A 15,275-nucleotide genomic window follows, 5' to 3' on the forward strand; every position below is an offset into this window, starting at 1 on the left:
GTACATGCCCTGCAACTTGCGTCCGAGGTGGTGCTGGATCGCATGGGGAGATCCCGGCCGCGTCCATGCGAAAGAGCCCTCCGAGAGAGGTTGTCCGCTCTCGTCGCGGACAGGATCAATTCCGTAATCGGAGGCACGTGAACCGCTCCGGGTTTCCCGGAGGCCATTCGGTTTGGATCAGGCGGCCAAGGCTTGTACCTCGGCCTGGGCATAGTAGCGCGCTTCGGCCTCGGCGGGAGGGATATTCCCGATTGGTTCGAGCAGTCGGCGGTTGTTAAACCAATCGACCCATTCGAGCGTGGCGTATTCCACGGCTTCGAAGCCTCGCCACGGGCCGCGCCGATGGATCACCTCGGCCTTGAACAGGCCAATCACCGTCTCGGCGAGCGCATTATCGTAGGAATCTCCAACGCTACCGACGGAGGGTTCGATACCTGCCTCGGTGAGACGCTCGGCGTAGCGGATGCTGACGTATTGCGACCCGCGGTCGGAGTGACAGACGAGACCGCCGCCGGCGAAAGGGCGGCGCTCGTGCAGGGCCTGCTCCAGGGCATCGAGCACGAAGTCAGCCCGGGCGGAGCGCGACACACGCCAGCCTACGATCCGGCGCGCGAAGACGTCGATCACGAAGGCGGCGTAAACGAAGCCACGCCAAGTCGCCACGTAGGTGAAGTCCGCGACCCACAATCTGTTCGGGCACGCGGCCTTGAACTGCCGGTTTACCCGGTCGAGCGGACAGGCCGCCGCCGGATCGGGAATGGTCGTGCGGACCCTGCGTCCCCGGACGACGCCAGCCAAGCCCATCACCCGCATCAACCGAACCACCGTGCAGCGGGCGGCTACGATCCCCTCGCGGGCGAGTTGCCGCCAGACCTTGCACACGCCGTAGACCCGGAAGTTCGCCTCGTACACGCGCCGGATCTCGGCCATAAGCGCCGCGTCCCGCTTGGATCGGGCGGGCAGCTTCTCGGGATCGGTCCGCCGCGCGGCATGGGCGTGATACGTCGACGGGGCGATCGGCAGCACGCGGCAGATCGGCTCGACCCCGTAGGTGGCGCGGTGCTCGTCGAAGAACATAATCGTCGCTTGAACGGGCGGTCGAGCTCCGCCTGTGCAAAATACGCGCTCGCCTTCCTCAGGATCTCGTTGGCCTGCCGGAGCTCCCGGTTCTCTCGCTTCAGGGCCTTGCTCCGCTCGCGCTCGTCCGTCGTCGGTCCGGCTCGCACACCCTGGTCGCGCTCGGCCTGGCGCACCCAGTTCCTCAGTGTCTCGCCCGAACAGCCGATCTTGGCGGCAATCGAGCGGATCGCTCCGTACTGAGAGGCGTGATCGCCCTGGTGCTCCAGCACCATCCGCACAGCGCGCTCACGGACCTCAGGGGAAAACGGTGGGGTTCGCTTCGTCATGGCTCCATCCTCGCAAGAGTTGGGGCCTCCGGAAAACCCGGAGCGGTTCAGTGGGGGGCGTGCCGGCGATGCGCTCGCATCCCGCGCTGGTCGGGGACTACGTCCGGATCGCGCTGTCCGACACGGGATCGGGCATCGCGGCCGACCAGGTCGACCGGATCTTCGAGCCGTTCTTCACCACCAAGGGCGTCGGCCAGGGGACGGGGCTGGGGCTCAGCCAGGTCTTCGGCTTCGCCGAGCAGTCGGGCGGCGAGGTGATGGTCGACAGCGAGGTCGGACGCGGCACCACGTTCGCGCTCTACCTGCCGCGGGCGGACAGCGGCGTCGCCACCGCCGAAGAGGAGCCCGCGCCGGTCGACGCGGTGGTCGATGGGCGCGGGACCTGCGTCCTCGTGGTCGAGGACAATCTCGACGTCGGCACCTTCTCGACCCAGACGCTGCAGGAGCTCGGCTACGGCACCCACTAGGTCACGAACGCCGACGAGGCCCTGGCGACGCTGGCCGCCAAGCCGGACGGCTACGACGTGGTCATGCCGGGCATGAACAGGGTCGAGCTCGGGCGCGCGGTCCGGCGCTTGTATCCTGGCCTGCCGGTGGTGCTGACCAGCGGCTACAGCCACGTCCTCGCACAGGAGAGCGACCACGGCTTCGAGCTGCTGCAGAAGCCGTACTCGGTCGAGGCCCTGTCGCGAATCCTGAGCCGGGCCGCCTCGAAGCCCCGGCGACGTAGGAAGGCTGCGGAATAGATAGGACCGGGAAAGCTCGCCGATGGACGAACCCGGCTAACTGACCAGGGACAACCACCTTTCGCCGACCCGGCGTGCGGCAGCGCCGCCTATCGAATCCGCCCCGGACAGGTTAGAGCCTTTCGAAGATGATGAGGATGGATTGATGAAGACGGACGGCGCCGAGGTCCTGACCAGGACGCTCACGGAAGACGAGGCCGCCATCCTCGATGCCTGGAATACGAGCTTGCGCGAGGGAAGCTCTCTGCAGAGCGGCCGCATCCGCGAGGCGGAGCTCAAGACCCAGGCCAAGGCTGTGTTCGGCCAGCTCCGGGACGCGCTCGGGGCGGGTGGGCTCGATGCCGATGGCACTGGTTTCGTCCCGCTGCGCGAGAGCCTCGCCGATATCTCCCGCTCGCGGGCGATCCAAGGCTTCACCCCCACCGACACCGCCAACTTCGTCTTCTCGCTCAAGGAGCCGATCTTCGAGGCCCTGAAGCGCGCGTCCGGCACGGACGCGACGTCCCTCGCGGCCGGTATCTGGGCGGCCGGCAAGGTCCTCGATCGGCTCGGCCTTCAGACCGTGGAGGTGTTCCTGGCCAGCCGCGAGGAGGTGATCGGGCGCCAGGGCCAGGAGATCGCCGAGCTCTCGACGCCGGTCGTCCGGCTCTGGGACGGCATCCTCGCCCTGCCGCTGATCGGCACCCTCGACAGCGCCCGCACCGGCGTCGTGATGGAGAACCTGCTGCAGGCCATCGTCGACGAGGAGGCCGAGATCGCCATCATCGACATCACCGGCGTCCCGACCGTCGACACCCTGGTGGCGCAGCACCTTCTGAAGACCGTCGCGGCGGCGCGGCTGATGGGCGCCGACTGCATCGTCTCCGGCATCCGGCCGCAGATCGCCCAGACCATGGTCCATCTCGGCGTCGAGCTGAACGTCGTCTCGAAGGCGACCCTGGCCGACGCCTTCGCCGTCGCCCTGAGGCGGACCGGCCGCAAGGTGGTACGCCAGCAGGCTTCGACCGAGGGACGCGGCTGACGCCATGGACCGCATTCCGATCCTCAAGCTCGGTGGCGTGCTTATCGTCACCATCCAGGTCGACATGCACGACCGCCTCGCCCTCGCGCTGGAGGAAGACCTCACGGCGATGATCGCGCGCACCGGCGCGCGCGGCGTTCTGCTCGAAATCTCGGCGCTGGAAATCGTCGATTCCTTCATCGGGCGCATGCTGGTGAGCATCGCCGCGGTCTCCCGCGTCCTCGACGCGGAGACCGTCGTGGCGGGCATGCGGCCTGCGGTCGCCATCACGTTGGTCGAGCTCGGCCTGGAACTCACCGGCATCAGGACCGCGCTCAACGTCGAGCGGGGCATGGCACTGATCCAGGCCCGGATTTCCGAGGAGGACGACGGACACGGGAGCGACCGTGACCGTCACGAAGACTGAGACCTTACCCGTCCGATCCGGCGACGACGTGGTCCGCGTGCGCCAGCGCGTGCGTGCGCTCGCCATCGAGATCGGACTCGGGCTCGTCGACCAGACCAAGATCGTCACCGCGGCGAGCGAACTTGCGCGCAATACCCTCGATTACGGAGGGGGCGGCGACGTCCGCATGGAGATCGTGCAGGCCGGAATGCGCAAGGGCCTACGCCTAACCTTCGAGGACCACGGGCCCGGCATCGCCGACATCGAGCAGGCGATGACGGACCGCTTCACCACCGGCCGCGGCATGGGGCTCGGCCTTGGCGGAGCCAAGCGGCTCTCGAACGAGTTCCACATCGAGTCGACGCCCGGTTCAGGCACCCGCGTGACCATCGCGCGCTGGAAGTAGCCATGGACCGGGTCACAGTCACGGAAACGAGCCAGGTTGCCGAAGCGCGGCGGCGGGCGGTGTCCGCCGCGCAGTCCATCGGCTTCGACGAGACAGCGACCGGCCGCGTGGCCCTCGTCGCGACCGAGCTCGCCACCAACATCGTCAAGTACGGCGTTCCCGGCGAGATCCTTGTCGGCACCTATGAGGACGGTACCGGCTCGGGGGTCGAGATCCTCGCCCTCGACAAGGGATCCGGCGTCTCGGACATCAGGTCGGCCCTGCGCGACGGCCATTCCACCGGCGGCAGCCCTGGCGAGGGTCTCGGTGCCGTACGCCGGCTGTCCGACGCCTTCGACATTGCTTCCCGACCCGGCGGGGGCACCGCGGTGATGGCGCGTCTGTCGGGCGTGTGGCCGGCCGCCTCGCACGCACTGCCAGCCTTCGGGGCGGTGACGGTGCCACTGAAAGGCGAGACGGCCAATGGCGATGCCTACGCGGTACGCGAGCGGGCTGACGGCTGGACGGCCATCGTGGCGGACGGGCTCGGCCATGGACCCGAGGCGGCCAAGGCGTCCGAGGAGGCGCTCAAGATTTTCCGGTGTCATCAGGACAGACCGCCGGCCACGATCCTCGCCGCCATCCATGCGGGTCTCTCGCACACCCGGGGCGGGGCGGTCTCCGTCGCGCGCTACGAGCGGGATCGAGAAACCGTCGCGATCGCGGGCATCGGCAACGTGATGGGAGCGGTCGTCTCAGGCACGGCGACCAAGCGAACGGTCAGCCTTGCCGGCACGGCCGGTCACGCGGCGCGGCGCATCCAGGAGTTCGAGTACCCGATGCGGCGGGACGATCTCTTCGTGCTCTGCTCGGACGGCATCGCGACCGGATGGTCCCTCGACGCCTTCCCCGGCATCGCCGGGGCGCATCCGGCGCTCGTGGCGGGCATGATCTACCGCGACTTCGCCCGGATCCGCGACGACGCCACCGTCCTCGTCGTTCGGGGGGATGCGGCATGAGGTGGCCACTCCTCGCCAGCCAAGTCGAGCACGAGGACGACATCATCACGGTGCGCCAGCGCGTGCGCCGCCTGGCCGAGCGCCTCGGCTTCGAGGTCCAGGACCAGACCCGCATCGCCACGGCCGTGTCCGAGATCGCGCGCAACGCCTACGGCTACGCCGGCGGCGGCCGGGTCGAGTACGGCCTCGACGAGGAAAGCGGCGGACAGTCCCTCGTCGTCCGCGTCCGCGACCAGGGGCCGGGCATCCCCCACCTCGATGACGTCCTTCAGGGACGCTATCGCTCGACCACGGGGCTCGGCATCGGCATCACCGGCTCCCGCCGGCTGATGGACCGCTTCGAGATCGAGACCGATCCCGGCAAGGGCACGGTCGTGACCTTCGCCAAGCAGCTGCCGCACGGCACGGTATCCTTCACCGGAAAGAGGCTCGCGAGCCTGGCGGAGGATGTCGCCCGGGCGCGGACCGAGGAACCGCTGGTCGCCTTGCGGGAGCAGAACCGTGAACTCCTACACAGCCTCGCCGAGCTCGCTGAGCGTCAGGAGGAGGCGGAGCGCCTGAACCGCGAGCTCGCCGAGACCAACCGCGGGGTGGTCGCGCTGCATGCCGAGCTGGAGGACCAGGCCGAGCGATTGCGCCAAGCCGGGGCCTCGCTAGAGACCCAGGTCGCCGCGCGGACGGCCGAGCTCGCGGAGGCGAACGAACGCCTCGTCGCCGAGGCGGCCGAACGCGAACGGATGGAGCACGACCTGCGTCAGTCGCAGAAGCTGGAGGCCGTGGGCCAGCTCACCGGCGGCGTCGCGCACGATTTCAACAATTTGCTGACCATCATCCGGTCCTCCGTGGACTTCCTGCGCCGCCCGGACCTACCCGAGGAGCGGCGCAAGCGATACATGGATGCAGTCTCCGACACGGTCGACCGAGCGGCCAAGCTGACCGGTCAACTCTTGGCCTTCGCGCGCCGGCAATCCCTCAGGCCCGAGGTGTTCGACGCCGGCGAGCGCCTTCGTGCCGTCGCCGACATGCTCGACACCATCACCGGCGCTCGCATCCGCCTCAGGGTCGAGGTTCCGGACGCGACCGCGCTGGTGCGCGCCGACGTCAACCAGTTCGAGACGGCGGTCGTGAACGCCGCGATCAATGCGCGGGACGCCATGGACGGTGTCGGTACGCTGACGATGCGGGTGCTCGCCGGGCAGCCCATGCCCGCGATCCGGGGACACGGCGGATCGCGGGGGCCGTTCGTGGCCGTCTCCCTGACCGACAGCGGCACGGGCATCCCCGCCGACGTCCTTGGGCGCATCTTCGAGCCCTTCTTCACGACCAAGGCCGTCGGCCGCGGCACGGGGCTCGGGCTCTCCCAGGTGTTCGGCTTCGCCAAGCAGTCGGGCGGCGACGTCGACGTGGCGAGCGCGGTGGGAGAGGGTACGACCTTCACGCTCTACCTGCCCGAGGTCTCGGACGAGCCGGCCGAGATGCCGGTCCCCGGCCCCGACGCTGAGGTGGCGCCCTCCGGCCTGGGCCAGCCGGTCCTGCTGGTCGAGGACAACCTGGAGGTTGGACGTTTCTGCGTCCAGATCTTGGAGGACCTTGGTTACGCGCCCGAATGGGTCGTCAACGCCGAGGAGGCGCTTGAATGCCTGGGCGCCGACGGCTCCGGCTTCCGGGCCGTCTTCTCCGACGTGGTGATGCCCGGCATGGGCGGCATCGAGCTCGCCAATGCGCTCCGGATACGGCTTCCGGACCTGCCGGTGTTGTTGGCCTCGGGCTACAGCCATGTCTTGGCGCGCGAGGACAGGCACGGCTTTGAGCTCCTGCACAAGCCGTACTCGGCCGACCAGATCGGCGAGGCGTTGCGACGCCTCATCGCCGCGGCGCCCGCGGGTTAGACGAGTACAGGGTTCGGGATCGTGATCCCCTGCGGAATCCGGCACCGCCGCCATCGTGCCCGGCTTCGACGGCCTCTCCATCCTGGCGCGCACTGTCCGCCGGGCTCTCGTCTCACCGGTGGTCCTCGTGGCGGCGGATCGCCGATGGTCCAAGGCCGACTAGAGTGCGGCTGACATCCATGCGCCGGTCCTCATGCCGGCGGATCGGCTGGAGGATCCGTTCGATGGGCACCGACCTACCGATGGGCAGCGATATCGGCCGGGCCCAGGCCTATTGCTAGCCAGCGGCGACATGGTCGGAGCCGCGTCGTATTGGTGGCGTCAGGCATCGGCGCATGCGTCGAAGAAGCGGCTAGGCCTTGAGTGGATCCGGCTTGCGACCATCCGGCAGCATCGCGCGCAGATGGTCGTGGACTGTCCGTCGTCAGATGATTCGGAACATTCAGCGGTGTTCAAGAGCGGAGGCTCTGGTCCATCTGGGATGACAGGTTAGACAGCCTGCGCGCAGTCACGCAGTCGATCGATGCTCTATAGCTTCCGCGGAAGGCGGCTTGTGGACGTCTTCTGATCGGAAGCAGCCGGACCGCATTCTACCCCTGTCCGACGTTAAGAGGCGCAGGGCTGCGGGGTTGGACACGTTGCTCGCGGGCGTAATGGATCGGCGGTCTGCCGACATGACGGGCGAAGGCGGTGCTGAAGGTGCTTGCGGACCCGTAGCCTACGCGCTCGGCCACCTCCGCCACGCCGGCTCCCTCGCGACCAAGCAGGTCCTTCGCCAGCGCGATGCGCCATGCCAAAAGATACGCCATCGGTGGGACGCCGACCTCGCGCCGGAACCGTTCGAAGAATGTCGAGCGCGACAGTCCCGCCTCTCGGGCCAGGACCGCGACCGTCCAGGGAGCAGTCGGTCGCTCGTGCATCCGGCGCAACGCGGCGGCCACGCGCTCGTCGGCAAGTCCGCGCAGGAGGCCCGAGGGCGCCGTCGGACCCGTAGTAGACCGGAGCGCCTCGATTAGGAGCACTTCCAGAAGCCGTGCAAGGACCACCTCACGGCCGGGCCTGTCCGCCCGCGTCTCCTCGTTCACCAGGCCGAGCAGCATCGCAAGTCGCCCGACGCCGCGCACATGGACGAACCGAGGTAGGAACGAAAGCAGCAAGTCAGTATCGTCGGAGGCGAAGGTGCAGTGCCCCACCAGCATCCGTAGGTCGGGCGGTACTTCGGCAGGGCCGAGCCTGAACACGCCGGGGCCGACTTCGACTGGTGGCGGCGGTCGCCCTGCCGACGGCGCGACGAGGCTGGACGCGGCGAAGGCGCTGGCTGCGGGGATCAGTACGAAGTCACCGGCCGCAAGGACGATCTCCGCCTCGCCGTCGATTACGAGCCGGCAAGTCCCATCCAGCACCGCGGCATAGAACGGCTGGCTATGATCATCCCGGCGGACGGTCCAGGCGCCGCCAGCCAGGACCAACTTGGAAAACGAGGCGCTGGGCTGAAGCAGCCCGACCACTTGGGTGAGCGGATCGACCATTACGGACGCTCGCCAATGAAAAAGGGATTTGTATCCGTATCACGTCCGGCGGTACGCACCTATCACCCTGTAGTGCGTCCCACGGGAGATCCCCATGAACACAATCCTCATCACCGGCTGCTCATCCGGCTTCGGCCTAGAGACGGCGCGCCTGTTCCTCGACCGCGGCTGGCGGGTCGTCGCGACCATGCGCACGCCCCTCTCCGCCCTGCTCCCGGAGTCCGACCGTCTTATCGTCCTGCCGCTCGACGTGACCGACGCCGACAGCATCGCCTTAGCAGTCGAAGAGGCTGGGCCGCTCGATGTCCTGGTGAACAATGCGGGCGTCGGGTTGCTGAACGCCCTGGAGGGCTTGTCGATGGAGTCCGCCCGGGAGGTGTTCGAGACGAATACCCTAGGCACCATCGCCACGACCCAGGCCGTGCTGCCGCAGTTCCGGGAACGGGGCGCGGGAGTGATCGTCAACGTTACGTCGAGCGTGACCCTGCGGCCGCTGCCGCTGCTGGCGGTATACACCGCGAGCAAGGCGGCGGTGAACGCCTTCACCGAGTCCCTCGCGCACGAGCTCTTGCCATTCGGCGTGCGCGCCCATCTCGTCATTCCCGGTCGATCGCCGGAGACCTCGTTCGGGGCCAACGCCCGCACCCGGATGGGGATGAAGGTGCCAGAGGCCTACGGAGACTTGGCGGGCAAGGTGTTCGCGAACTTCCAACAGGCGACGGAAGAGCTGACCCGGGCGTCAGACGTGGCGGAGGCGGTCTGGCGTGCAGCAACAGATCCGGCTTGCCCGATGCGCCTGCCTGCTGGCGCTGATGCGATCGCCTGGGCGGCGGCCTGACACAATCCCGCGAACGTCTGCTTCCGCTGCATATTTGGGCCGAAGCGGACTGGCAGAAATCCACCCAGAGCAGACACTGTGCGTGTAAACTGTCCCGCTAACCCGTGACCGACGCTCGTAGGAATCCGAACTCCAGGCCAGGGTAGGCTACCCTCGCAATATCGTCGGCGAGCATTCGCGTCGGAAACCCACGACCATATCCTGCATCGATACCGCTACTGGCCCAGCCCCCCAGAGCCTGCCTGCGATCCTCTGGCACCCCTGCTTCACGTAGACGGTCTGTCCAGCCATGCCGGAAGCAGTGGAAGCTTTTCCCAGGTCCGATTGCGCCACAGCTTACGAGGAAGCGCGAAAACCATTTCTGGAATGCGTCGGAATAGTATCCTCTTGCATCTCGGGTCAGCTCGGGGAACAGGCGCTCATGCTGCTTCGAGCGGGCCTGGGCCACGAAGTCCAGAAACCCGACGCCGACAATTTCGGGGTGCAAAGGGACGATCCGGGTCCCGGCGCGGCTCTTAACGCGTTGGCTCGCATCGGCGGACCTGACGAAAATCGCCGGAACGCCATCGCGCTCCACAATGTCCTCCGGCCGAAGCTGGCACGCCTCGTTCAGCCGAAGCCCGTGGAAAAGGCTCAGGAGGGGAACCCAGAACCGCGAACGACGAGGCCTGGAGGTGCCGACCTTGGCATACCCAGGCCCATCATCCTCGCATCCAGTGAAAAGCGGTGCGGCGAACATTGCCTGAAGCTGAAGAACCGAGAACGGCTCACGTCTCGACTTCGCAGCCTCGTCGATAGACAGCCCCGAAGCTGGGTTCTTCTCGATCCAATCTTCTCGAACAGCCCAATTGAAGAGCGTAGCGACCTTCGTCAGGTGTGAATTCACTGTCTGCGTGTTCAAGGGCCGCAAGCCCTTCCGCGCTGCCACCTCCGCTGCCTGCGAAAGTGTTTGGCCAGGAAACCGCTTAGTTGCGTTCGGTGGAAGCGTCCTGAAAAGTTCGCGGACGCGTTTGGCGTCGTCGCGTGTGATGCGGGTGACCGGGGTCGAAGCCCCGACCACCTCACGAAGTGCAAGAAAAACCATCGCATAGTCAACGTTCGTCTTGCCGGTTCGGCTACCACGCCCCGGATCAGCCTCGAAGGAAGCAATTAGTTCGTTCAGAGTCCGCCTGGACATCGGCGATCCCCCATATGCCGGAGGCGCTAGGTCGTCGGCTTGGTCGAGATGAGGCTCGCCGGTGAGCTGCGCGACGTGACTTCGGCTTAAGGAAATGAGGCCGCGTCGTACGAAGGCCGCCAGTTGCCGATACTGCATTGTGTCGCGATCGACCTGCGGCCTGCGAACGCGCCGCTGAAGTTTACCCGGACCGTGAGGCACGGGCGGGACGCCGGCAGCAAGTAGGATTTGGTCGGTAGTTAGGTGAACGTGCTCCTCATAGTGGATGGGATCAGGGCTTTCGAGAAGCGCGCTTTCGGCTTTTGCATCCTCCAACACGATATCCCAATCCTGGGTGCGAAGGTGATCCTGCTCCTTCGGCGATCGTGCAACGTGTTGCACGGCGCTAGCGAACCAGCGCTGGGCGATCTCCTGCACGTGCTCCGGCATCAAGCGCTCAAGGCGCCCTTTCGCTAAAAGCACCCGTAGCGCATCAGCATCCTTCATCTGACGCCGAGCGGCCTCGAAGTCCCTCTCCGCCTGTGCCTGAGCCAGTCGAAAGCGCGCCAACGCGACGCGGTATTCTTTGGTCCTCAGGCTCTTGGTGATGTGCGTTCGGCCGAGTTCCTGAACCAATTCCGGGGGCACCCGCATACGCAGGTAGTACGTGCCAGCGCGGGTTGTCAGGTTCGGATGATGGGCCACGGGTTCGTCCGCCATGTGTCACAGTCCTGTGTCACAGTCGCGCTAAGAAACCCGTTTTCTATCAGTATCTTGTTCCACCACAAGCACTTAGTGGGGGAGTGGTGGGCCCGGCAGGACTCGAACCTGCAACCAGACCGTTATGAGCGGTCGGCTCTAACCATTGAGCTACAGGCCCCACAGAGCGAAAACGCCTAGGGAAGCGTTACCCGAACCGCCCCGTCTCGTCACCCCAGATTCCCCTAGATTCCCCCTCATTCCCGTCCATTCTCGTGCCCTAGAACGGATGAGCAACTCTGAGCATGGCCGCGAATTGGCTTGCTGCTCATGGGCAATGGCAGGTCATATCAGGGGGCTGCGTCGTGGCGTCTCAACCCGTTTTGAACATAATGTCGAGCGCTAATGTAAACTCCTTGTTTTGGATAAAGTCGCTCGAAGCGTCAGAGGAAGGCACAACTCAAAGGGTTCTAGATGATCTTGAGCCATTCCTAAGCAAGCTCGGTGTGCCCTTTCAGGTTTTTACCCCGAAAACATCCGCAGAACTCTTGTCTTATCTCTCGGACATAGAAAGCTACGCTCAGGCCGGCGCTAGGCCAATGATACACATTGACACTCACGGTGGCCCTGATGACGGTATTTGCATTATAGGAGCCAACGGGGACGAGTTCGTCCCATGGAATGTTGTTTGTGATAGCCTCAGATCTATAAACATTGCCACGGGCAACAATCTGTGCGTCGTGTCAGCCGCCTGTTTTGGTTTCTATGTTGTGAAGCACAACGATATTCATAAGCCCGTCCCGTTCTATATGCTCGTAAGCTCCTCAAAAACGTTGTCATTCAAATTTACCGAGGCGCAAACTTTTGGTTTTTACAAGTGCATATTTGAAGAACTAGACTTTATCAAAGGGTATAACGAATACCTCGCGAGTGAAATGGAGCTATTCCTCTGCGAGAAGCTATTCGCCATCAGTCTGTCGAGATACTTTCGATTTAAGTGCATGGGTAAAGGAGGCAAAAAACGCGTAGAGGATTTAGTAACAATGGCGCTTCAAGGCAGAATTCCTCCCACACCGGCGAATCTATCGTTTTTGCGCCAAGCTGCCCGCCAGCATATCAAGCCTTCTGAAGCCCTCTTCAGCAAATATGCCTCCACATACTTTATTGGGAAGTCGCCAGGATTTACGTTCTCGGACGTCATCAAGTTCGTTAGAGCGCGAGCTTGAATTGAGAGGAAGCCTGTAAACTCAAGCTGCCCTAGCCTTATGGACGTTGGCGACTCCGAAGACCGACGCTACTGGGAACTCCATAACGTTCGGCGCCTGCTTCCCATCGAGGCGGGCGCGAACTTCGGCCTGGAACGCCGGGTGGAAGTGTCCGTAGCGTTCCTCCAGCATCTTCTCGCTCATGCCGAGATACCACGCGGCCTCGCGGACCTGGCAGCCCAGGAGCATCAGCTACGTCGCCGTCGTGTGCCGCAGGATGTGCGGGGTGACGCCGGCTTCGAGCGCGGCTTCCAGGACCGCGCGGCCGAACGCCTTGCTGACCTCCTTCACCGGCTTGCCGTCGTGCTGGACGAGGTAGTCGTCGGTCCCGAGCCGGTGCCATCGCCGCATGTGGGCGAGGAGCCGTTCCGGAAGCCGAGCTTGCCGCGCACTCCGAAGCGCAGGGACCTTGAGTAGGCCTTACCCATTCCGACGTCAGGCCGCCGGCAGCGCCTCCTCGACCATGGTGGCCGGTTTCCCGGCCCCTATGGCCGAGGGGGCGCTCAGCCGCTCCCGAAAGCCCTCCCTCCACCGAACCTGCCCGTACTCGATCTCGACGGCGTCCTCATAGGTCGGTCCGTCGAGGTGCAGGTCCGCCAAGCGCTTCCGGAAGCCTCGGCGGGCTGCCCAGTCAAGGATGTTCTGGAAGCCGAACTTGGGCTTCTGCCGTAGCTCCTGCACCGTATGGTAGCCCCCGATGAGGGCCATGGCGACGATGGCGCTCCAGATGGCGTATCGATCCGCGCCGACCCCAAGGGTGCTTCCTCCGAAGGCCGCGGCGGCGAGTCCGTACAATAAGCCGAGCATTGCCCGTTCCAACCTGCGACTTGTACGGTTGACCCGGGAAATGACTTCGTCGACGCGACCGACCTCGCGCTCGCGCACGGCGATGGCATCCCTGCGGAATCGCTCCCGCTCCTCTTCGATGGTTGCCAGCCGCTCCGCGCCTTGCCGCAGCTCGCGCTCTTTGTCGGCCAGGGCGACGGCGGTCGCCTCCCGCTCGGCACTTAGGGTCGCCGCAGCGGCGGCCCGCTCGGCGCTTAGGTTCGCGGCGGCCTGCTCCTCCAAATCCTTCTTCTGCTTGCCGTGGCGCTGCGCCTGCTGCCGGAGCCTGCGCCCGTACTCCTCCTGCACGTCCTCGGCGGTTGCGCGCCGCATCTCGTCGAGAAGCTTCTCGGCGCTGTCCGGGGTGACGAGACGCTCCACGTTCAGGGTCTCGTCCATCAACCTTTGGACGCTGCGCTGGTCAGCAAGCAGCAGTTCGTACTGGACCGTCTTCTCGGGAGCGAACTCCTTCAACCTGTCGTGGACCGCCCTCACGACCTCCTGCCGGGGTCGGAGGACCCGTTCGCAGGAGGCGATCAGGTGGCTGCGCGGGATCTCCCTGCGCAACTCGTCCGCGGCTCCAGTCAACCCCGTCCTAAGCCAAGCCGTGGTCGACAACTCGCGCTGGAGCAGGACGGGCGGCACCTGACGCTCGTTGATCATGCGATTCTTGCGGCAGAACTCCCTCGCATACCGCACGAACATCGCGTTCGTGGTCACGAAGGCGAACTTCGCGGTGAGCGGATCGGCGCTCCTGACCCCGGACCTCAGCCGCATGGTCAGGGCCGCGCAGGTCGCATCGTGCTCGCGGGCATCGATGGAGCCGTGCTTCCACATGATGCCGGCCAGGAATTCCTCGTAGGTGTCCCGGTCGAAGTGCCGGGCCCCGGCGGGGAAGTTCTGCAGGTCGATGGGCCGCACCGTGACGCCGACCGTTTGCAACGCGCGCTCGGGATTGTTCATGACGGAGCGGACGAAGTCCTCGGCGACCTCGCCCTTCCTCATGGCGTCGTGGGTCGGCCCGTGCCGGTCCGGGGGCGAGTTCGCCAGCATGCTGGCGAGGTTGCGGCTCATCTCCTCGCAACTAACCGGGAAGGCGATGAACGAGCAGCCGAGGGCACGCAGGGACTCGACCACGTTGCCGATGTCCTTTTGCGCCTCGGCGCCAGACAGGCCGAGGAGGTTCAGGGCGACTGGGGCGTCGAGGATCAGCGTCAGGTCGGAGCGCGTCGCTGGGGCGGTCGGCTTGATGAAGTCCTCGACCACCTCCGTCAGCAGCGCGATGGAGGCCAGCCGGGCGAGGTGCGGAACGAACTCGGGCTGCCGCTTGACGAGATGCTTCACGAACCGGGCGCACAGGTAGCGGCTCTCGGCGGTCAGGGGCTCGCCGCCCTCATCGAGTTGGTCGAGGAGTGACCGGCGGTCGAGGTCGAGCTTCATCCTCTCGACCTGCACGACGAACGCTTCCTCGGTGTAGGCATCCAAGGAAACCAGGAAGCGTATCAGGACCTCCTTGAGCTCCTCCCGGCCCAGGTTGAACTGGAAAAGGTCCGTGACCTTCGGGGGGAAGCTCTCGAACTCGTCGGTCACGCGTTCGAGGATGGTGGCGATCTCGATCTGCCCGTCCGGCGCCTCGGGGCGGGGTTCGAACTGAACGACGAAGACGTTCTGGGCGGCCCGCTTGAGATAACCCTTGGTCAGGAGGCGACCGGCGAACTGCTCCGCGACGTCGCGGTTGAAGCGCCACCCGTAAAGGCGCCGTACGCCCAGGGCGAGCAGGACGGGGTCGAAGACTTTGCCGTGCATGAGCTCCAGGATGGGCTCCATGAACGGGATCAACGCATCAATGACGTCGCCGCCCTGGTCAGGCTTCAGCCCCGACAGTGTCGCGTAGACGCGCAGGGCGTGCCGGGTGACGATTGTCATTCGGGAAGGCCAAGCTCCGAGCAAACTCATATGTGGTAGGCGAAACTTTGCTGGCCAGGGTTACACGTCCAGGCATCGCGCGTTTGCACAATCCCCGCACAGGGGCGCCGCCAAGTGGGCCAGATCTACGCTCGCCACCCATGCGCGAAGTCCGCGGAAGGTGCGCTTGGTGTAAAGACGGGGCGA

General features: G+C 65.6%; 13 protein-coding genes, 1 tRNA gene, 1 pseudogene and 1 other annotated feature. Of the genes and pseudogenes, 8 read left to right on the top strand and 7 right to left on the bottom strand.

Translation table 11 applies throughout. The features are described 5' to 3' along the window. Nucleotides 1-177: 177 nt before the first annotated feature. A protein-coding gene (locus ASF20_RS04365; protein ID WP_156647947.1) for an IS3 family transposase occupies nucleotides 178-1,406 on the bottom strand; the annotation gives its coding sequence in 2 pieces (ribosomal slippage) (nucleotides 178-1,118 and nucleotides 1,118-1,406; 1,230 coding nt in all). Further along, nucleotides 1,009-1,125: a sequence feature (AL1L pseudoknot), on the bottom strand. It overlaps the preceding gene by 117 nt. A gap of 59 nt (nucleotides 1,407-1,465) precedes the next feature. Between ASF20_RS04365 and ASF20_RS23070 the strand changes: the two are divergent. From ASF20_RS23070 to ASF20_RS04400, 6 genes and pseudogenes are all read left to right on the top strand, one after another. Continuing rightward, nucleotides 1,466-2,152: pseudogene (locus ASF20_RS23070) on the top strand (ATP-binding protein); the annotation flags it as partial. Nucleotides 2,153-2,297: 145 nt separating this feature from the next. Then, complete coding sequence (locus tag ASF20_RS04380; protein WP_056271259.1) at nucleotides 2,298-3,173, top strand: STAS domain-containing protein; 876 nt, start codon at nucleotides 2,298-2,300, stop codon at nucleotides 3,171-3,173. A gap of 4 nt (nucleotides 3,174-3,177) precedes the next feature. Next, nucleotides 3,178-3,579 (top strand): STAS domain-containing protein, encoded by a 402-nt coding sequence (locus ASF20_RS04385; protein ID WP_056271262.1) that lies wholly within the window; start codon nucleotides 3,178-3,180, stop codon nucleotides 3,577-3,579. Next, on the top strand, nucleotides 3,560-3,964 hold the full coding sequence (locus ASF20_RS04390) for an anti-sigma regulatory factor (RefSeq protein WP_056271265.1): 405 nt from the start codon (nucleotides 3,560-3,562) through the stop codon (nucleotides 3,962-3,964). Before ASF20_RS04385 ends, ASF20_RS04390 begins: the two co-directional genes overlap by 20 nt. A gap of 2 nt (nucleotides 3,965-3,966) precedes the next feature. Continuing rightward, a complete protein-coding gene (locus ASF20_RS04395) occupies nucleotides 3,967-4,962 on the top strand; it encodes an ATP-binding SpoIIE family protein phosphatase (RefSeq protein WP_056271267.1) in 996 nt (331 codons plus the stop codon). Further along, entirely contained in the window at nucleotides 4,959-6,851 is a 1,893-nt protein-coding gene (locus ASF20_RS04400) for an ATP-binding protein (protein WP_056271270.1), read from the top strand. The genes ASF20_RS04395 and ASF20_RS04400 overlap by 4 nt, the downstream gene beginning before the upstream one ends. Nucleotides 6,852-7,441: 590 nt before the next feature. Here ASF20_RS04400 and ASF20_RS04405 read toward each other — a convergent pair. Continuing rightward, entirely contained in the window at nucleotides 7,442-8,380 is a 939-nt protein-coding gene (locus ASF20_RS04405) for an AraC family transcriptional regulator (protein ID WP_056271273.1), read from the bottom strand. Between the two features lie 94 nt (nucleotides 8,381-8,474). Here ASF20_RS04405 and ASF20_RS04410 point away from each other — a divergent pair, with 94 nt between their 5' ends. Further along, complete coding sequence (locus tag ASF20_RS04410; RefSeq protein WP_056271276.1) at nucleotides 8,475-9,218, top strand: SDR family oxidoreductase; 744 nt, start codon at nucleotides 8,475-8,477, stop codon at nucleotides 9,216-9,218. 97 nt (nucleotides 9,219-9,315) lie between these two features. On the opposite strand, the gene ASF20_RS23075 is transcribed toward ASF20_RS04410, so the two are convergent. Further along, nucleotides 9,316-11,094, bottom strand: coding sequence for a DUF6538 domain-containing protein (locus ASF20_RS23075; protein WP_082501163.1), 1,779 nt, complete (start codon nucleotides 11,092-11,094; stop codon nucleotides 9,316-9,318). Nucleotides 11,095-11,178: 84 nt separating this feature from the next. Next, nucleotides 11,179-11,254, bottom strand: a tRNA-Ile gene (locus ASF20_RS04420). 124 nt (nucleotides 11,255-11,378) lie between these two features. On the opposite strand from ASF20_RS04420, the gene ASF20_RS23785 reads away from it, so the two are divergent. Further along, on the top strand, nucleotides 11,379-12,299 hold the full coding sequence (locus tag ASF20_RS23785; protein WP_156647948.1) for a hypothetical protein: 921 nt from the start codon (nucleotides 11,379-11,381) through the stop codon (nucleotides 12,297-12,299). 21 nt (nucleotides 12,300-12,320) lie between these two features. Here ASF20_RS23785 and ASF20_RS04425 read toward each other — a convergent pair whose 3' ends face one another. The 3 genes from ASF20_RS04425 to ASF20_RS04430 all read right to left on the bottom strand — a co-directional run bounded on the left by ASF20_RS04425 (nucleotide 12,321) and on the right by ASF20_RS04430 (nucleotide 15,089). Continuing rightward, nucleotides 12,321-12,527, bottom strand: a complete 207-nt coding sequence (locus tag ASF20_RS04425; protein ID WP_056271283.1) for a hypothetical protein — start codon at nucleotides 12,525-12,527, stop codon at nucleotides 12,321-12,323. A 3-nt stretch (nucleotides 12,528-12,530) separates the two neighbouring features. Next, nucleotides 12,531-12,689 carry a hypothetical protein gene (locus ASF20_RS23790; protein ID WP_156647949.1) on the bottom strand — a complete coding sequence of 53 codons (159 nt, stop codon included), beginning with the start codon at nucleotides 12,687-12,689 and terminating at the stop codon, nucleotides 12,531-12,533. 84 nt (nucleotides 12,690-12,773) lie between these two features. Then, the gene (locus ASF20_RS04430) at nucleotides 12,774-15,089 is read right to left on the bottom strand and encodes a hypothetical protein (protein WP_056271286.1); all 2,316 of its coding nucleotides are present in this window, start codon (nucleotides 15,087-15,089) and stop codon (nucleotides 12,774-12,776) included. Nucleotides 15,090-15,275 lie beyond the last annotated feature (186 nt).

Origin of the sequence: Methylobacterium sp. Leaf88, from assembly GCF_001422795.1 — a bacterium.
Classification (GTDB): Bacteria; Pseudomonadota; Alphaproteobacteria; order Rhizobiales; family Beijerinckiaceae; genus Methylobacterium.

Bases quoted from the DNA above. Each gene is read 5' to 3' on its own strand.
- ASF20_RS23075 (WP_082501163.1), bottom strand. From the start codon at position 11,094: ATGGCGGACGAACCCGTGGCCCATCATCCGAACCTGACAACCCGCGCT.
- ASF20_RS23790 (WP_156647949.1), bottom strand. From the start codon at position 12,689: ATGCGGCGATGGCACCGGCTCGGGACCGACGACTACCTCGTCCAGCAC.
- ASF20_RS04405 (WP_056271273.1), bottom strand. From the start codon at position 8,380: ATGGTCGATCCGCTCACCCAAGTGGTCGGGCTGCTTCAGCCCAGCGCC.
- ASF20_RS04430 (WP_056271286.1), bottom strand. From the start codon at position 15,089: ATGACAATCGTCACCCGGCACGCCCTGCGCGTCTACGCGACACTGTCG.
- ASF20_RS04385 (WP_056271262.1), top strand. From the start codon at position 3,178: ATGGACCGCATTCCGATCCTCAAGCTCGGTGGCGTGCTTATCGTCACC.
- ASF20_RS04410 (WP_056271276.1), top strand. From the start codon at position 8,475: ATGAACACAATCCTCATCACCGGCTGCTCATCCGGCTTCGGCCTAGAG.
- ASF20_RS04400 (WP_056271270.1), top strand. From the start codon at position 4,959: ATGAGGTGGCCACTCCTCGCCAGCCAAGTCGAGCACGAGGACGACATC.
- ASF20_RS04380 (WP_056271259.1), top strand. From the start codon at position 2,298: ATGAAGACGGACGGCGCCGAGGTCCTGACCAGGACGCTCACGGAAGAC.
- ASF20_RS23785 (WP_156647948.1), top strand. From the start codon at position 11,379: ATGGCCGCGAATTGGCTTGCTGCTCATGGGCAATGGCAGGTCATATCA.
- ASF20_RS04395 (WP_056271267.1), top strand. From the start codon at position 3,967: ATGGACCGGGTCACAGTCACGGAAACGAGCCAGGTTGCCGAAGCGCGG.
- ASF20_RS04425 (WP_056271283.1), bottom strand. From the start codon at position 12,527: ATGCTCCTGGGCTGCCAGGTCCGCGAGGCCGCGTGGTATCTCGGCATG.